At 71.5% G+C, this 15,992-nt stretch carries 12 protein-coding genes; 5 read left to right on the forward strand and 7 right to left on the reverse strand.

Annotated features, from left to right (window positions below):
* The first annotated feature begins 113 nt into the window (after positions 1-113).
* Entirely contained in the window at positions 114-725 is a 612-nt protein-coding gene (locus J4573_RS22710; protein ID WP_208257815.1) for a hypothetical protein, read from the forward strand.
* A gap of 51 nt (positions 726-776) precedes the next feature.
* Here J4573_RS22710 and selB read toward each other — a convergent pair whose 3' ends face one another.
* From selB to J4573_RS22725, 3 genes are all read right to left on the reverse strand, one after another.
* The gene (gene selB / locus J4573_RS22715; protein WP_208257816.1) at positions 777-2,534 is read right to left on the reverse strand and encodes a selenocysteine-specific translation elongation factor; all 1,758 of its coding nucleotides are present in this window, start codon (positions 2,532-2,534) and stop codon (positions 777-779) included.
* Positions 2,534-3,853, reverse strand: a complete 1,320-nt coding sequence (gene selA, locus J4573_RS22720; RefSeq protein ID WP_307796797.1) for an L-seryl-tRNA(Sec) selenium transferase — start codon at positions 3,851-3,853, stop codon at positions 2,534-2,536. The genes selB and selA overlap by 1 nt, the downstream gene beginning before the upstream one ends.
* 123 nt (positions 3,854-3,976) lie before the next feature.
* A complete protein-coding gene (locus J4573_RS22725) occupies positions 3,977-4,513 on the reverse strand; it encodes a MarR family winged helix-turn-helix transcriptional regulator (RefSeq protein ID WP_208257817.1) in 537 nt (178 codons plus the stop codon).
* A 108-nt stretch (positions 4,514-4,621) separates the two neighbouring features.
* On the opposite strand from J4573_RS22725, the gene J4573_RS22730 reads away from it, so the two are divergent.
* Together J4573_RS22730 and J4573_RS22735 are read left to right on the forward strand one after the other, a co-directional pair.
* Positions 4,622-6,058, forward strand: coding sequence for an MFS transporter (locus J4573_RS22730; RefSeq protein WP_243773424.1), 1,437 nt, complete (start codon positions 4,622-4,624; stop codon positions 6,056-6,058).
* Between the two features lie 77 nt (positions 6,059-6,135).
* Positions 6,136-8,025, forward strand: a complete 1,890-nt coding sequence (locus tag J4573_RS22735; RefSeq protein WP_208257818.1) for a propionyl-CoA synthetase — start codon at positions 6,136-6,138, stop codon at positions 8,023-8,025.
* A gap of 38 nt (positions 8,026-8,063) precedes the next feature.
* Here J4573_RS22735 and J4573_RS22740 read toward each other — a convergent pair whose 3' ends face one another.
* The 4 genes from J4573_RS22740 to selD all read right to left on the reverse strand — a co-directional run bounded on the left by J4573_RS22740 (position 8,064) and on the right by selD (position 13,050).
* On the reverse strand, positions 8,064-8,348 hold the full coding sequence (locus tag J4573_RS22740; protein ID WP_208257819.1) for a GlsB/YeaQ/YmgE family stress response membrane protein: 285 nt from the start codon (positions 8,346-8,348) through the stop codon (positions 8,064-8,066).
* Between the two features lie 135 nt (positions 8,349-8,483).
* Complete coding sequence (locus tag J4573_RS22745) at positions 8,484-10,373, reverse strand: CASTOR/POLLUX-related putative ion channel (protein ID WP_208257820.1); 1,890 nt, start codon at positions 10,371-10,373, stop codon at positions 8,484-8,486.
* Between the two features lie 63 nt (positions 10,374-10,436).
* Positions 10,437-11,960, reverse strand: coding sequence for a peptide MFS transporter (locus J4573_RS22750; protein ID WP_208257821.1), 1,524 nt, complete (start codon positions 11,958-11,960; stop codon positions 10,437-10,439).
* A gap of 76 nt (positions 11,961-12,036) precedes the next feature.
* A complete protein-coding gene (gene selD / locus J4573_RS22755) occupies positions 12,037-13,050 on the reverse strand; it encodes a selenide, water dikinase SelD (RefSeq protein ID WP_208257822.1) in 1,014 nt (337 codons plus the stop codon).
* Positions 13,051-13,254: 204 nt separating this feature from the next.
* Between selD and J4573_RS22760 the strand changes: the two genes are divergently transcribed.
* Complete coding sequence (locus J4573_RS22760) at positions 13,255-15,105, forward strand: AMP-dependent synthetase/ligase (RefSeq protein WP_208257823.1); 1,851 nt, start codon at positions 13,255-13,257, stop codon at positions 15,103-15,105.
* 93 nt (positions 15,106-15,198) lie between these two features.
* A complete protein-coding gene (locus J4573_RS22765; RefSeq protein ID WP_208257824.1) occupies positions 15,199-15,987 on the forward strand; it encodes a bestrophin-like domain in 789 nt (262 codons plus the stop codon).
* The last annotated feature ends 5 nt before the right edge of the window (positions 15,988-15,992 follow it).

The following is a 15,992-nucleotide window of genomic DNA, read 5'->3' on the forward strand; positions in this document are numbered from 1 at the left end:
CATTTTCCCCGCACCCGCGGTCTGGAGAAGGCGCGGCCCGACCGGCCCGACCGGCCGGATAGGTTCGCGGGGGTTCGATGCCTGGTCGTGAAGTTCGAGAGTGGACGCCGCACATGCCTGAAGACCAAGCCAGCGGCATCGAGGACTACGTCGCCGTTTGCCCCGTCACCCCGGATCTGGTCCGCGCAATCGTCGAGCTGGCGGATCTGTCCTGGGACGACCCGAAGGCCACCGATCAGGCGATGCGTGAGCTCGGCTGGCAGGACGAGGACATGCCGACCGGCGATGGGCGCTTCGTCACCGACCTGGGTCATGTGGTGCACGGTGACACCTGCTTCTCTATGCCGTTCTCGCAGTCCTACCAGGTGGGCGGAGAGGTGTGGGGCTACGACGCCTGGGGCTCGCTGCCCGGCTGGTCGAGCCGCGCGGGTGCCGGCCGCGGGCAGTTCGACGCCCACGTCGACGCGGCCATCGGCCGGTTCGCCGAACGGCTCGGCCCACCGGAGCGCGACGTCAGGACCGGGGGAAGCGCGGTGTCCACCGGCTCGTACTCGTGGCGGTACGCGGCCTGGCGCCGGGACGGGAACATCCTGGTCATCGGCCAGACCTTCGAGGGCTTCTCCTACTCGCAGTTCGAGGAGGCCGTCGTCTACATCGGCGCCCTGGCCGCGGACGCGCCGCTCCCGACAGCCGCCGAGTTCCCCGACTTCATGATCTGCCGCTGAGTTCGCCTGACACCCACCACGCCCATCACGCCCGCCTCGCTCGGATGAGCGTTAGTCGCCGGGGACCCGGCGGGTGTCGCCGGTGCGTTCGGTGAGGCCTTGGCGGTCCAGGTGTTCGAGGAGGGCGATGGCTACTCGGCGGGTGGTGTCCAGGGCCTGGCGGGCCTGGCCTGCGGTGAAGGGCTGAGGGAGGGCTTGGAGGATTTCCAGGGCTGCCTGGTCGGCGCCGGGGAGGAGGACTATGTCGTCGGCGGGGCGGAGGACGGCTCCGGCGCGGTCGGCGGCGGCCAGGACCTTGGGGGTGAAGCCCATCTCGGCCAGCTGGGTGGGGGTGGGGGCTTGGAAGGGGGACGCCTGGAGGGCAGCGCGGAGGTTGTCCACGGCGTCTTTGACCTGGGGTGGGAGGCCGTTGCCTGGGCCGTAGACGCGGCCCTCGTTCAGGCGGAGGGGTGGGCGGACCAGGGAGGCCACCAGCTGGCGGGACGGGAGGCCCAGCTGGAGGCGTGCTGATTCGAGGGGGATGCCGGGGGCCAGGGGGTGCTCGGCGGCGTGGCGGACCAGGTCTTCGGTCAGCTTGCGGTGCAGGCTCTCCCAGTGCGAGGGGTCGGCCAGCCATTCGGGGCCCAGGTCCACGGCGGTGGTGGGTGGGGCGCAGCCCATGACGGCCAGTTCGGAGCGCTTGAGGACGCCGTGCCTGCCGAGGATGGTCTCGCCGGTGGGGCGGTCGGGCCAGGAGGCGAGCTCGCGTGCTCGGGCCGCTCCGGCGCCGCGGCGGACGAGGGTCGGCGGGCGTACGTCCAGGACGCTCACTCCGGCGATCGAGCGGCGGCCCGGGTCTCGGAGGAGGGCGGTGTCGCCGACGTGGAGCGGGAGGCGCGCGTTGAGGGTGAGGCGCGCGGTGTCGGGGCCCAGGGGGCGCAGGCGGACGGGGACGGCGGCGGAGCCTATGTGGAGGGTCATCTGGCGAGCCAGGCGGCCGGAGGCCTCGCCGAAGCGGGTCCGCACGTCGATGCAGGTGGTGTACGTCCAGCTGTCGGGGGTGACCAGGGACATGCCACGTTCGACTTGGTCGTGGTCGATGCCTCGGAGGTTGAGGGCTACGCGGGCTACGCCGGAGATGGTGTCTGTCTGCTCTTTGGCGGATTCGATGGCGCGGATGCGGACGCGGTCGCCGGAGGGGAGCAGGAGGAGCTCGTCGCCGGTGGTGATGGTGCCTGCGGCCAGGGTGCCGGTCACCACCGTGCCGCTGCCGGTGACGGTGAACGAGCGGTCGATCCAGAGCCGGACGGGTTCGTGGCTGTCGGGGACCGGGAGGCGGGCGGCGAGGCGGTCCAGGGCGGCGGTGAGTTCGTCCATGCCCGCGCCGGTGGTGGCGCTGACGAAGACCGATTCCACGCCGCGCAGGCTCGTTTCGGCGAGGTGCTCGCGGGCCTGGCGCAGGGCGATCTTGCCGTCGGCCAGGTCGGTACGGGTGATGACGAGGATGCCGTGCCGGACGCCCAGCGCGTTCACGGCGGCGAGGTGCTCGTCGGTCTGCGGCATCCAGCCCTCGTCGGCGGCGACGACCAGCATCACGGCGGGGACGGGGCCGAGCCCGGCGAGCATCGTGGTGATGAACCGCTCGTGGCCGGGGACGTCGACGAAGGCGAGGCGTTCACCCGAGGGCAGGTCGGTCCAGGCGAACCCGAGGTCGAGGGTGAGGCCGCGGCGGCGCTCCTCGGCGAGCCGGTCGGGCTCCATCCCGGTCAGGGCCCGCACCAGCGTGGACTTGCCGTGGTCGACGTGGCCGGCGGTGGCGACGACGTGCATCAGGTCTCTTCTCGTGCGGCGCGGACGGCGGTGCGGAGCGTCGCGTCGTCGGCTGGGTCGGTCGAGCGCAGGTCGAGCAGGAGGCGGCCGGAGTCCAGGCGCCCGATGACGCGGCGTTCGCGCAGCGGGCTCTCGTAGGCCGCGGGGAGGGAGACCGCGGCGCTGGGCAGCTCCACTCCGGGTGCGCCTCCCCCGCCGACTGCGGCGGCCGTGTCGATCGCGAGGGCGTCGATTCCGGTGGCGGCGAGGTCCTTGGCGAGCGTCTCGGCGCGGCGCCGTACGTCGGTGACGTCGGCGTGCAGCATCTGAACGGCGGGCGGGCGCGGTCCGCGCAGCGTGGCCTCCAGGGCGGCGAGGGTGAGCTTGTCGACGCGCAGCGCCCGGTAGAGCGGGTGGCGGCGGAGCCGTTCGACGATGTCGCGTCGGCCGAGGAGGAGTCCCGCCTGCGGGCCGCCGAGCAGTTTGTCGCCGCTGGCGGTGACGAGGGCCGCTCCGGCGGACAGGGCGGTCGCGGCGTCGGGCTCGTCGGGCAGGACCGGGTCGGGTGCGAGGAGTCCCGAGCCGATGTCCACGACAACAGGGACGCCGAGCCCGGCCAGGTCGTTTACGGAGGTCTCCGCGGTGAACCCCTCGATCCGGAAGTTGGACGGGTGGACCTTCAGCACGAAGCCGGTGTCGGGGCCGATCGCGTCGGCGTAGTCGCGCGCCACGGTGCGGTTGGTGGTGCCGACCTCGCGAAGCCGGGCGCCGGTGGACGTCAGCAGGTCGGGCAGCCGGAAGCCGTCGCCGATCTCGACCATCTCGCCGCGGCCGATGACGATCTCGCGGCCGGCGGCGAGCGCGGTCGCGGCGAGAACGAGGGCCGCCGCGTTGTTGTTGACGACCTGGACGGCCTCGGCCGCCGGGCAGGCCGCCGACAACGCGGCCAGCGCTCCGGCCCCGCGCGGGCCGCGCCGGCCGGTGGCCAGGTCGTATTCGACGTCGGCGCAGCCAGAGGCGGTCGTGACAGCCGCGCGTGCGGCGTCCGACAGGGGCGCGCGGCCGAGATTGGTGTGCAGCAGGACTCCCGTGGCGTTCACCACCGGCCGCAGCCCGGTGGCGTTGTCCGGCAGTGCGGCGAACGCGGCGTCCGCGACGGACGAGGGCGCGATCGTGCCCTCGCGTGCCTCCTGCTGGGCGGAGGTGACGGCGGCCTTGACGATCGCCCGGCCGAGCCGGGCCGCCGCCTCCCGCAGTCGCGGGTCCGCCAGAACGGCGTCGGTACGGGGGACCAGACGCCGTGGGTCCATGTGCGCGGGGGCCGCGCCTTCGGGGTCCACGATAGGCAACCCTAAGGACGCGGAGCCCCCTGGCGGAAGCCGATCCGGCCTACACCTCGGGTTCGCCGGAGCAGGTGTGGCGAACGTCACGGGACGGCACGCGCTCAAGCGATCTCGCGCGGCTCAGGAGGCGGCGCGCCCGCCCGCCTTGTGGGCCGTGGCGGCCTCGTCGAGGTAGTCGGAGTGCGCGACGAAGTCGTCGACCATCCGGTGGAAGAGCGTGGCGAGCCGCTGCCGTTCGGCGGGCGACCACTCGGCGAGCGCCTCGAACATCCAGCGGCGGCCGACGGCGCGGATCGCCTCGACGGCCTCGTAGCCGGGCTCGCGCAGCCGCACCCACTGGGCGCGGCGGTCGTCGGGGTCGGGCACGCGCTCGACGTAGCCGGCCTTCTCCAGGCGCTGCACCTGCCGGGTGACATGCGGCGCCTCCACGCCCAGGCGCGCCGCCAGCTCGCTCGGCCGCATCGGGTCGGGCGCCTCGGCCAGCAGCCGCAGCAGCGGCACGGCGGCGCGGTCGATCGGCACGCCCGCCTCGGACGCCTGGCGGTTGTGCTGCCGGTGGCGGCCGAACAGGTGCGCGATGCGGGTGAGCGCGCGCTCGATGTCCTCGATGTCGGGCGGGACTCCCCCGCCCGCCGGGACGCGCTGGCTTGACGACATGTGATCGACCTTACATGCTTATTACTTAACTTAAGTAAGTAGAATCGCGATCATCTCGCGCCGCCCCGCGGCGCCGCTCTCCTTACTCCTTCCCCCCAGGAGGTCACCTTGTCCGGCGCCATCACAGCGGCGCCCGAGAAGCTCGGGCAGTCGGACCGGCCCGCGCATCCCGGTCTGACCCTGCTGGCCCTGGCCACCGCCGGTGCCGTGGTCTCCATCCAGCAGACGCTGGTGATCCCGCTCCTCCCCCGGCTGATGACCGCCTTCGACGTCTCGGTCACCGCGGTGACCTGGGTGTTCACCGCGTCGCTGCTGGCGGGCGCGGTCGCGACGCCGCTGCTGTCGCGGTTCGGGGACATGTACGGCAAGAAGAAGATGATCCTCGTCGCGATGGCCCTGCTGGTGGTCGGCTCGGTCGTCTGCGCGGTGTCCGGATCGCTCGGCGTACTGATCGTCGGGCGGGTCCTGCAGGGCACCTCCACGGCGCTGATCCCGCTGGCCATCGGCATGATCCGGGACGTGTTCCCACGCGACCGGGTGACCAGCGCGATCGGGATCGTGAGCGCGACGATGGGCGTCGGCGGCACGCTCGGCATGATCGTGACCGGCCTGATCGCCGACCGCGTCACCGGCTACCACCCGATGTTCTGGATCGCCGCCGGGCTGGCCGCGGTGGGGCTGGTGCTCATCGCCTTCAGCGCGCCCGACACCGGCGGCCGTACCGGCGGGCGGCCCGACCTGATCGGCGCCGCGGTGCTCGCGGGCTGGCTGGTCTGCCTGCTGCTGGGCATCAGCGAGGGCAACGAGTGGGGCTGGGCGTCCGGCGGCGTGATCGGCCTGTTCGCCGGCGCCGCCGCGCTCTGCGCGCTCTGGGTGCTGATCGAGTTGAAGGTGAAGCAGCCGCTGGTACGGCTCAACCTGCTCGTCGGGCCGAAGTCGCTGTCGGCGAACGTGGCGTCCATGCTGCTCGGCTTCTCGATGTTCGCCGCGTTCACCCTGATCTCCAACTTCGTCCAGGCCCCCAAGGACAAGATCGGGTACGGGCTGAGCGGCTCGGTGCTGGACGTCGGTCTCTACATGCTTCCGAGCACCGTCACGATGCTGGTCTTCTCCTCCCTGGCGGGCCGCATCGCCGGACGCCTCGGCCCGGCGTACACGCTGGCCATCGGGTCGGTCTTCGCGGGCCTCAGCTACCTGTGGCTGGCGGTGTCCAACGCGCACGTGTACGACGTGCTGGCGTTCAGCGCGCTGCAGGGCATCGGGTTCGGCATCGCCTACGCCGCGCTCGGCACGCTCGCCGTGCAGCACGTGCCGATGGACCAGAGCGGCATCGCCAGCGGCATCAACTCGCTCGTGCGCACCACGGGCGGCAGCGTCGCGGGCGCGGTGACGGCCGCCATCCTCACCGGCCACACGATCGCGGGCAGCGCGGTGCCGACCCTGGACGCCTACGAACTCTGCTTCTACATCGTCGCGATCGGAGCGGCGTTGGCGGCGGCGGTCGCGGTGGTCCACGGCCTGCGCCACAAGAGTTCCACCCCTTGACGAAACGGGCTTCGGACATGCCCTATAGGGGGACGCCCTGAACCACGAATGAGGGCGGGGGACGTTCGGAGGACGACATGGGGGCCTACGCGGCCGCATACGAGCGCAGCATCGCCGATCCGACCCGGTTCTGGGGCCTGGCGGCCCGGGACATCCGATGGCTCGTGCCTCCGGACCGGGTGCTGGACGACGGTGCGCCCCCGTTCTACCGATGGTTCACCGGCGGCGAGCTGAACACCTGTGACAACGCCCTGGACCGGCACGTCGAGGAGGGCCGCGGCGACCAGCCCGCCCTGATCTACGACAGCCCCGTCACAGGCACCACGGCCACCTACACCTACCGGGAGCTCACCGGCCTGGTGGCGCGGTTCGCGGGCGCCCTGCGCGAGCTGGGCGTCGAACGCGGCGACCGCGTGGTGATCTACCTGCCGATGATCCCCGAGGCCCTGATCGCCATGCTGGCGTGCGCGCGGCTCGGCGCGGTGCACTCGGTGGTGTTCGGCGGGTTCGCCGCCAAGGAGCTGGCCGTACGGATCGACGACGCCCGCCCGAAGGCCGTGGTGTCGGCCTCGTGCGGCATCGAGGGCGGCCGCGTGGTGCCCTACAAGCCGCTGCTGGACGCGGCGCTCGACCTGGCCACCCACAAGGTCGACCGGTGTGTGATCCGGCAGCGCCCGCAGCTGCACGCCGACCTGGTCCGGCCGCGCGACGTGGAGTGGGACGAGGCCGTGGCGCACGCGCAGCCCGCCGACTGCGTTCCCGTCGCCGCCACCGACCCGCTCTACATCCTCTACACCTCCGGCACGACCGGCCGCCCCAAGGGTGTCGTCCGCGACAACGGCGGGCACGCGGTGGCGCTGCGCTGGTCGATGGAGAACATCTACGGCGTGGGCCCCGGCGACGTCTTCTGGGCCGCCTCCGACGTCGGCTGGGTGGTCGGCCACTCCTACATCGTCTACGCGCCGCTGCTCACCGGGTGCACGACCGTTCTGTACGAGGGCAAGCCGGTCGGCACGCCCGACGCGGGGGCGTTCTGGCGGGTCGCGGCGCAGCACCGCGTGAAGGCGCTGTTCACCGCGCCGACGGCGATCCGCGCCATCAAGAAGGAGGACCCGCACGGCGCGCTGCTCGCGGGGTACGACCTGTCGGCCATGGACACCCTGTTCCTGGCGGGCGAACGGCTGGACCCCGGCACCTACGAGTGGGCGGCCGAGATGCTCGGCAAGCCGGTCATCGACCACTGGTGGCAGACCGAGTCCGGCTGGCCGATGGTGGCGAACCTGCGCGGCCTGGAGCAGATGCCGGTGAAGGCCGGCTCCCCCACGGTCGCCGTGCCCGGCTATGACGTACGGGTGCTGAACCCCGACGGGACCACCGCCGAGCCCGGTACCGACGGCGACATCGTGGTGCGCCTGCCGCTGCCGCCGGGCACGCTGCCGACGCTCTGGAAGGACGACGAGCGGTTCGTCGAGTCCTACCTGACCCGGCATCCCGGCCACTACCTGACCGGCGACGGCGGCCACATCGACGACGAGGGCTACGTGTGGGTGATGGGCCGCACCGACGACGTCATCAACGTCGCCGGGCACCGGCTGTCCACCGGCACCATGGAAGAGGTCATCTCGGCCCATCCGGCGGTCGCCGAGTGCGCCGTCATCGGCGTCCACGACCCGCTCAAGGGTCAGGTGCCGCGCGGCCTGGTCGTGCTGAAGAGCGGCGTCCTCGCCGACCCCGAGGAGCTGTGCGACGAACTGGTCGCGATGGTCCGCGACCAGGTCGGCCCGGTCGCCTCGCTCAAGGAGGTCGCCGTGGTCCAGGCGCTGCCGAAGACCAGGTCGGGCAAGATCCTGCGCGGCACGATGCGCGGCATCGCCGACGGCGAGGACGTGTCGGTGCCGTCGACGATCGAGGACCCGGGCGTGCTGGACGCGCTGCGCCCGGTCCTGCGTCCGCCGACGGCACCCTGACGGGCCCGCTCAGCTCGGTCGGCTCAGAAGGCGTCCGCTCAGACGCCGCTGCCGCTGCCGCTGGGCTTCTTCGGCCAGAACGCCGAGACCAGGTAGACGCCGATGACCGCGAAGGCGATCTGGAACAGCGTCTCCCAGAAGTTCCAGCCGCTGGTCTTCAGGTTGAACAGGTGTGCGAGGCCGGTTCCCGCGAACGCGGCCACGATGCCCACCAGCACGGTCAGCCAGATCGACATGCTCTGCTTGCCGGGCACGATGAGCCGGCCGAGAGCCCCGATGATGGCGCCGAAGATGATGGCGGTGAGAATGCCCCCGATGGTCATGTCCGCTCCTTCGGTCATGAGTCGCCGGACCCGCTTCCGCCGCGGGCCCGTCACCGGTCCGATACCCACTGTAGGGATCTTTGACACGACCTGTGCGGATCTTTACACCCTCTGGTCACCCCTGCTCAGTCCTGGTCAGTCCTCCGCGACGACGATGATCCGGTCGCTGGCGGTGAACGTCAGCTTTTCCGCTTTGTCCGGATTCAGCGACACCCCGTACAGCGGCGGGGTCTGCACGCCCGTCTGCAGCCGGTAGCCGATCGCCGTCTCCCCGCGCCTGCGGGCCGCCTCCACCACGGTGTAGAAGTCGACCTGGGCGCCCGGGAGCACGTAGTCGCCGGCCGGCTTCAGGTAGATCTCGCTGCCGTCGGGGTCGAACAGGTCATTGAAGACCGCCTCCAGATGCCGGTTCTCCGACACCTGCGCCATCCGCAGCGTGATCAGCTTCTCGCTCACGATGAAGTCGTCGGGATGCACCACCCCGGCCAGGACCCGGTTGCGGTCGTCGCCCATCTCGGTGACCAGGGTGAACGGCCGGGCGTTGCGTGAGGAGATGTCGCGCAGGTGCAGCAGCGTCACCAGCACCCGCGAGTCCGCCCGCTGGGTGTCCATCTCGTCGCTGCACAGCACGATGATGTGGTCGTAGGAGCCCAGGTCCAGGCTCTCCAGGGTCTCGCGCCGCGCGGCGTCCCCCTCGATCGCCTCGACCGTCAGCGAGCTCAGCCGTTCGCCGAGCATCACGATGTCGGACTTCATGTCGCGGTGGTCGCTGACGACGTCCAGCACCGACCCGGCCGACACGTAGGCGTCCAGCTCGATGACCATGGCGGTGGCGCGCACGTGCCAGCCGAGCATCAGTACCCGCTTCGGCGCGGGCGCGGCGCGGTCGGCGAGCGAGATCGCCGACTCGTCGACCGGCGGGCGCGGGTTCTCGCCGAGCTCGATCAGGTCGTCGTCCTCGGCGATGAGGATGAGCTGGTCGCCGGGCTCCAGGAGCCGGTTCATCGGCGGGTTCAGCAGGATCTGCTTGGCCGCCGTGCACACGCCCATGACCGCGCAGTCGCGGTAGGCCGGCAGCGCCTCGCCGTACGGGCGGCCGACCAGCTCGGGCTGCTCGCGCATGTAGATCTCGTCGCCGGCGAAGTCCAGCAGCTCCTGGTAGACCGCCGACAACCCCGACTGGAGGCTGGTCTGCACCATCATCCGCGAGATGAAGTCGCCGGTGTCGATGAGGGAGGCCGCCGATCCGCCCGCCAGGCGCGCGGCGGCCAGGTTCTGCCGGTCGGCGATGGTCGCGACGACGTGCGGACTCGGCCCGCCGCGCTTGCGGTGGCCGCCGCGCAGCAACTGCGACAGCGCCAGCAGCGACTTGATGACCTGGGAGTCGGGGTCGTCGCCGGTCGGCGGCAGCACGATCACCGAGCGCGCGTCGCGGGGGTTGGTGATGGCGAGGTCGGCCGGGTCGATCGGGTCGCCGGTACGGCAGACCACCCGAGTGCGCCGCAGCCGCTTGCCCCGGCCGACCCGCTCGCGCAGCGCGTCCTCCATCTCGACCTTGTCCTTGGCCGCCAGCACGGTGACGCAGCCGCCGCCCTGCGACAGGTTGGCCTCGGTGAGCTCGGAGATGATGGTGAAGATCTGCTCGGACCAGCCGAGCACGACGGTGTGGCCGCGTTCGGCGACCGTGGAACGGCCCTTGCGCAGGTGCGCGAGCCGGTTGTCGACGCCCGCGCCCACCACCGCGACCAGGGCGCTCACGATGAACAGGCCGCCGAGGGTGACGAGCAGGACGATCACCAGGGAGGGCCCGGGCCCGTCGTTGCCGAGCGCGCCCGGGTCGAGGGCGTGCATGAAGGCGGTCCACATCGCCTGGAAGAGGGTGGGCGCGCGGCCCGCGTGCGGCCCGTAGATCAGCAGGCCTCCCCCGGCGGCGACCAGCAGCAGCGTCACCGTGACCAGCAGGCCGATCATCGCCGGCATGCCGCGCGCCATGAGGTTGTCGAACCGGTAACGGATTCGATTCATTCACCATGAGTAACAAGAATTGACGCTCAGCGTCTCTAGTGCGAACGTCGCAGGAAGGACGGCCTATGCCGTGGGCGGACCGGCCTGTGCGGCCGCCGCCTCCTCCTCGTTCTCGCCCATCAGCGCGCGCAGCCGGGTGACGAACATGAACAGCGCGATGCCCGCCAGCACGGCGAGCAGGCCGAGGAACAGGAAGTACATCGGCCCCGACAGCACGGTGCCCTTCAGGCGCGCCATCTGGCCGCCGATCGCGTCGCCGACGGCAGTCGCCAGGAACCAGGCGCCCAGCATCTGGCTGGCGAGCTTGGCCGGCGCGAGCTTGGTGGTGATCGCCAGGCCGACCGGGCTCAGCGCCAGCTCACCGCAGGTCTGCAGGAAGTAGACCAGCACCATCCAGAGCACGGTCACCTTTACGCCGCTGTCGGCGAACGACTGCACCAGCGCCATGACGACGTAGCTGCCGCCGACCAGGATCAGCGCCGAGGCGAACTTGGCGGGCGTGCTGAACCGTCGGCCCGGGCCGACCCACAGGGCGGCGAAGACCGGCGCCAGCGCGATGATCATCACCGGGTTGATCGACTGGGTCCAGCTGGAGGGCATGTCCCAGCCGAAGACGCTGAGGTCGGTGTTGTCCTGCGCGAACAGGCTGAGCACGCTGGCCGCCTGGTCGTAGATCATCCAGAAGATCGCGGCGGCCGTGAACAGCCAGATGTAGGCGCGCATGTTCGAACGCTCGACGGGCGTCAGGCCGTGCTTGCCACGGAAGACGTAGAAGAAGAACCCGACCGTCGTCAGCACCGCGAAGACCGCGATCGCGTAGGTGACGTTGTCGACGCTGAACCATCCCACCGCCGCCGAGAGCCCGCCCACGACCACCAGGCCCACGGCCGTGGCGACCAGGAGCAGGTAGAAGCGCCTGTGGGTCTGGGGCGGGGCGGGGTTGGTCGGCTTCAGGCCGGCCTCCCCCAGGCCGCGTCCGCCCAGCACGTACTGGATCAGGCCGAGCGCCATGCCGACCGCCGCCGTGGCGAAGCCCAGGTGCCAGTTCACGTTCTGGCCGAGCGTGCCGGTGATGAACGGGGCGACGAACCCGCCGAGGTTGATGCCCATGTAGAAGATCGAGAAGCCCGCGTCGCGGCGCGCCTCCTCCTCGCCGCGATAGAGGAAGCCGACCATCGTGGAGATGTTGGGCTTCAGCAGGCCCGTGCCGATGACGATCAGGACCAGGCCGATCCAGACGAACGCGTCACCCGGGATCGCCAGCGAGATGTGGCCCGACATGATGACGACGCCGCCCCACAGCACGGATCTGCGGGCGCCGAGGATGCGGTCGGCGATCCAGCCGCCGGGCAGCGCGACGAAGTAGACCATGCCCTGGTAGACGCCGACGACGGCGCTCGCCGTGCCGTCCGAGAGGCCCATGCCCTCCTGGGCCACGGGCGCGGCCAGGAACAGCACCAGCAGGGAGCGCATCCCGTAGAAGCTGAACCGCTCCCACATCTCGGTGAAGAAGAGGGTGGCCAGGCCCCACGGATGACCGAAGAACGTGCGCCCGCCCTGCGCACGGCCCGATTGCGACACCGCCATGGCGGTTCCCCCCGATGATCGCTCGTCGCGGGCTCATATACCCAGAGTGATCATCAATGAACGGAGAGAGAGGAGGTCAGCGGACGATCAGGGTGTGCCGGCCCCGACCGACGAGCTCGCCCACGACCGGCGCTCCGGGCAGTTCCCCCGCCACGAGCAGGCCGCCCGAGGTCTGCGCGTCGGCCAGTAGGAGCCGTTCCTCCTCGGCGATCCGGCCGAAGTCGGTGTGCGGCGACACCCACGCGAGGTTGCGCCTGCTGCCGCCGGGCACGAAGCCGTCCCGTACGGCCGCGCGGGCGCCGTCCAGGTAGGGCACGGCCGAGGAGTCCACCACGGCGGTGACGCCACTGGCGCGGGCCAGCTTGTAGAGGTGGCCGAGCAGCCCGAAGCCGGTGACGTCGGTGGCGCAGCCGATGTCGCGCTCCAAGGCGAGCCGTCCGGCCTCCGCGTTGAGCGTGGTCATCGTGTCGACGGCGTCCGCGAACACCTCGCCGGTCGCCTTGTGCCGGGCGTTCAGGACGCCGAGGCCGAGCGGCTTGGTCAGCGACAGCGGCACGCCGGGCCGCCCGGCGTCCAGCCGCAGCAGCCGGTCGGGGTCGGCGATCCCGGTGACGGCCAGGCCGTACTTGGGCTCGGCGTCGTCGATGCTGTGGCCGCCCGCGATCGGGCAGCCAGCCAGCGCGGCCATGTCGCGGCCGCCGCGCAGGACCTCGCGCGCCACCTCCCAGGGCAGCGCGTCGCGCGGCCAGGCGAGCAGGTTCACGGCCATGACCGGCTCGCCGCCGACGGCGTAGACGTCGGAGAGGGCGTTGCAGGCCGCGATGCGGCCCCAGTCGTAGGCGTCGTCGACCACGGGCGTGAAGAAGTCGACGGTGGAGACGACCGCCCGTCCGTCGCCGACGCGCAGCACCGCCGCGTCGTCGCCGTCGTCGCCGCCCAGCAGCAGCGGCTCGCCGTCGCCGGCGGCGCTCACCGGGCCTGCCAGCCCGGCCAGCACGGTCTCGAGCTCACCGGGAGGGATCTTGCACGCGCATCCCCCGCCGCGGGCGTACTGGGTCAGCCGGACGGGCGCGGCGAGCGGGGAGGTCACGTGGGAATCCTTCCAATCCCGACCCTAACGATCAAGAAACACACGGTGCCGGTTCGGTCACCCTGTGACCACCCGCTTCCCCTACCCGCCCACCCCTTGCCCGAACCGCGTTCGGCATGATGCGATCCTGTCCTGCAAGTGAACGGTTACTTCGACGGATCGTCGATGACTTCCATGGACTGGACTGGCCGAGAGGGGCGCGCGATGGGTGAGGCCGAGATCCTGGCACGGCGGGCGGAACTGGAGGCCGCGGTGGCCGGGCAGACGATCTGCACCCGGCTCGCGGCGACCGCGGCGGCGCACGGCGGGCTGCCCGCCTACTCCGACCGAGTGGACGGCGAGTGGCGGACGCTCACCTGGGCCGACACCCGCAGGCGCGCCCTGGAGACGGCGGCCGGGTTCGCCGCGCTGGGGCTGGAGCCCGGCGACGTCGTGGCGCTGATGATGCCCAACCGTTCCGAGCACGTCCTCGCCGACCTGGGCACCGTGCACGCCGGCGGCGTCCCCACGACCGTGTACGCGACGCTCGCCCCCGACCAGGTGGCGTTCGTGGCGAGCAACAGCACGGCCAGGTTCGCGGTCCTGGACGGCAAGGACCAGCTGAACCGGTGGCTGCCCGTCCTGGACGAGCTGCCCGCCCTCCGCACGGTGATCGTGCTGGACTCCGGCGCCTGCCCCGAGGGCGAGCGCTTCATGACATGGGAGGCGTTCACCGAGCTCGGCCGTGAACGGCTGGCCGCCGACCCGGCCGCGGTCGACGCCCGCTGGCAGGCGGTCCAGCCGGGCGGCACGCTCACCCTGCTCTACACCTCCGGCACGACCGGCAACCCCAAGGGCGTCATCATCACGCACTCGATGGCGATGCACGAGTGCGCGATGGTGGAGCGCAGCTCGGTGCTGCCCGACCACAGCGTCGGCATCTCCTACCTCCCGTTCGCCCACATCGCCGACCGCGTGCTCAGCTACTACCTGCCGGTCGGCCGGGCCGCGCACGTGCACTTCTGCCCCGACCCCGCGCAGCTCACCACCGTGCTGCGCGAGGTGCGCCCGCACTCGTTCTTCGGCGTGCCGCGCGTCTGGGAGAAGATCATGGCGGGCATCCAGGCCGTCCTCGGCGCCGAGCAGGACGAGCAGAAGAAGGCCGCGGTCCAGGGCGCGCTGGACGCCGGGCGCCGGTACGTGGCGAGCCTGGAGTACGGCAACACCAGCCCGCCCGAGCTCGCCGCCGCGTTCGAGCGGGCCGACGCCGCCGTGCTCACCCCGATGCGGGCGCTGCTCGGGCTGGACCGGGTCGGCCAGGCCTCCAGCGCCGCCGCGCCGCTGCCGGAGGAGGTCGCGCGCTTCTTCGCCGGGCTCGGCCTGAAGATCTTCGACGCGTACGGCATGACCGAGACGACCGGCGCGATCACCGCCAACCTGAGCGACTCGTTCAAGCTCGGCACGGTCGGCCGCGCGTTCGACGGGGTCGAGCTGAGGCTGGCCGGGGACGGCGAGATCCTGGTCCTCGGCGCGAGCTGCACCCCCGGATACCTGAACAGGCCCGAGGCGACCGCCGACCTGATCGACGCCGAGGGCTGGGTGCACACCGGCGACGTCGGCGTGCTGGACGACGACGGCTTCCTCAGGGTCGTGGACCGCAAGAAGGAGCTCATCATCACCGCGGGCGGCGAGAACATCGCCCCGTCGATGATCGAGAACCTGCTCAAGGAGCACCCGCTGGTCGGCCAGGCCCTCGCGTACGGCGACCGCCGCCCCTACGTCGTCGCCCTCATCACCCTCGACGGCGAGGTCGCCCCGGTCTGGGCCGCCGCGCACGGCGTCGACACCACCGACCTCGCCGCGCTCGCCGAGCACCCGCTCGTGCTGGAGGAGGTCGAGAAGGCGGTCGAGGACGCCAACGCTCGCCTCGCCCGCGTTCAGCAGGTCAAGAAGTGGCGGCTGCTGCCCGCCGAGTGGACCGCCGAGAGCGAGGAGCTCACGCCCACCCTGAAGCTCAAGCGCCGCGTCGTGCACGGCAAGTACACCGACGCCATCGAGTCCCTATACGCGTCGTGACTCCTTCCTAACCTCTCCCTTCCCGGTGTTTTACCTGGTCACCGCCGGTCAAAGACGGGGAGGGGGAGCGCTTGGGACGACAGGAGGACGCGTATGCAGGGCGCGGGTGTCATGGCGACGGCTCTCGCCCTGACCGCGGCGGGCACGGTCGTGACCGTGCGGATGATGCGCCGCAACGCCAGCAGGCGGGACGAGATCGTGATGGGGGTGCTCGGCCCGTCGATCGGCGCGCTGCACATGCTCATCGTCGCGTTCGCGCTCGTCGCCGGATGGCAGTCGGTCACCGACGCCGACACGAGCGCCGACAACGAGGCCAAGCGCGCCATCGAGCTCTACTGGTCGGCGCGCGCGGTCCCGAACCCGGTCGGCGCGGCCGTGCAGGGCGACGTCCGCACGTACGCCCAGGTCACGATCCACAAGGAGTGGCCGATGATGCGGCGCGGCGACCTCGGCGACGACTCGGGGCTGATCCTGGACCAGGCGAGGCTGCGGCTGCTGCGGTTCCACCCCAAGGACTTCAGCGTGGAGCAGCGGCGCCTGGACGCCATGGACCGGCTGCGCGACCTGTCCGGCTTCCATGACGAACGGTCCTCGCTGGCGGGCAGCAGACTGCCCGCGATGCTGCTGCTCGGCGTCATCGGCACCTCGCTACTCATGATCATTTTCCCGCTGGTGATGGGGCTCGAGGGCAGCCTGCACAGCCTGGCGTGGGCCATCACGACCTCGATGCTGTTCACCGTGACCGTGCTCGTGGTGTTCCAGTTCGAACGGCCCTACGGCGGCGCCGTCGGCATCCGGCCGGGCGCCATGCTCGGCGCGCAGGAGCAGTTCGCCCGGATCGACACCTATCCTCCGACCCGCCTCGCCCCGGCGAAAAAGTAAAGGTC

Origin of the sequence: Actinomadura barringtoniae, assembly GCF_017573505.1 — a bacterium.
GTDB lineage: Bacteria > Actinomycetota > Actinomycetes > Streptosporangiales > Streptosporangiaceae > Spirillospora > Spirillospora barringtoniae.

Bases quoted from the DNA above. Each gene is read 5' to 3' on its own strand.
- J4573_RS22710 (WP_208257815.1), top strand. From the start codon at position 114: ATGCCTGAAGACCAAGCCAGCGGCATCGAGGACTACGTCGCCGTTTGC.
- selB (WP_208257816.1), bottom strand. From the start codon at position 2,534: ATGCACGTCGTCGCCACCGCCGGCCACGTCGACCACGGCAAGTCCACG.
- J4573_RS22725 (WP_208257817.1), bottom strand. From the start codon at position 4,513: ATGTCGTCAAGCCAGCGCGTCCCGGCGGGCGGGGGAGTCCCGCCCGAC.
- J4573_RS22735 (WP_208257818.1), top strand. From the start codon at position 6,136: ATGGGGGCCTACGCGGCCGCATACGAGCGCAGCATCGCCGATCCGACC.
- J4573_RS22740 (WP_208257819.1), bottom strand. From the start codon at position 8,348: ATGACCATCGGGGGCATTCTCACCGCCATCATCTTCGGCGCCATCATC.
- J4573_RS22745 (WP_208257820.1), bottom strand. From the start codon at position 10,373: ATGAATCGAATCCGTTACCGGTTCGACAACCTCATGGCGCGCGGCATG.
- J4573_RS22750 (WP_208257821.1), bottom strand. From the start codon at position 11,960: ATGGCGGTGTCGCAATCGGGCCGTGCGCAGGGCGGGCGCACGTTCTTC.
- J4573_RS22760 (WP_208257823.1), top strand. From the start codon at position 13,255: ATGGGTGAGGCCGAGATCCTGGCACGGCGGGCGGAACTGGAGGCCGCG.
- J4573_RS22765 (WP_208257824.1), top strand. From the start codon at position 15,199: ATGCAGGGCGCGGGTGTCATGGCGACGGCTCTCGCCCTGACCGCGGCG.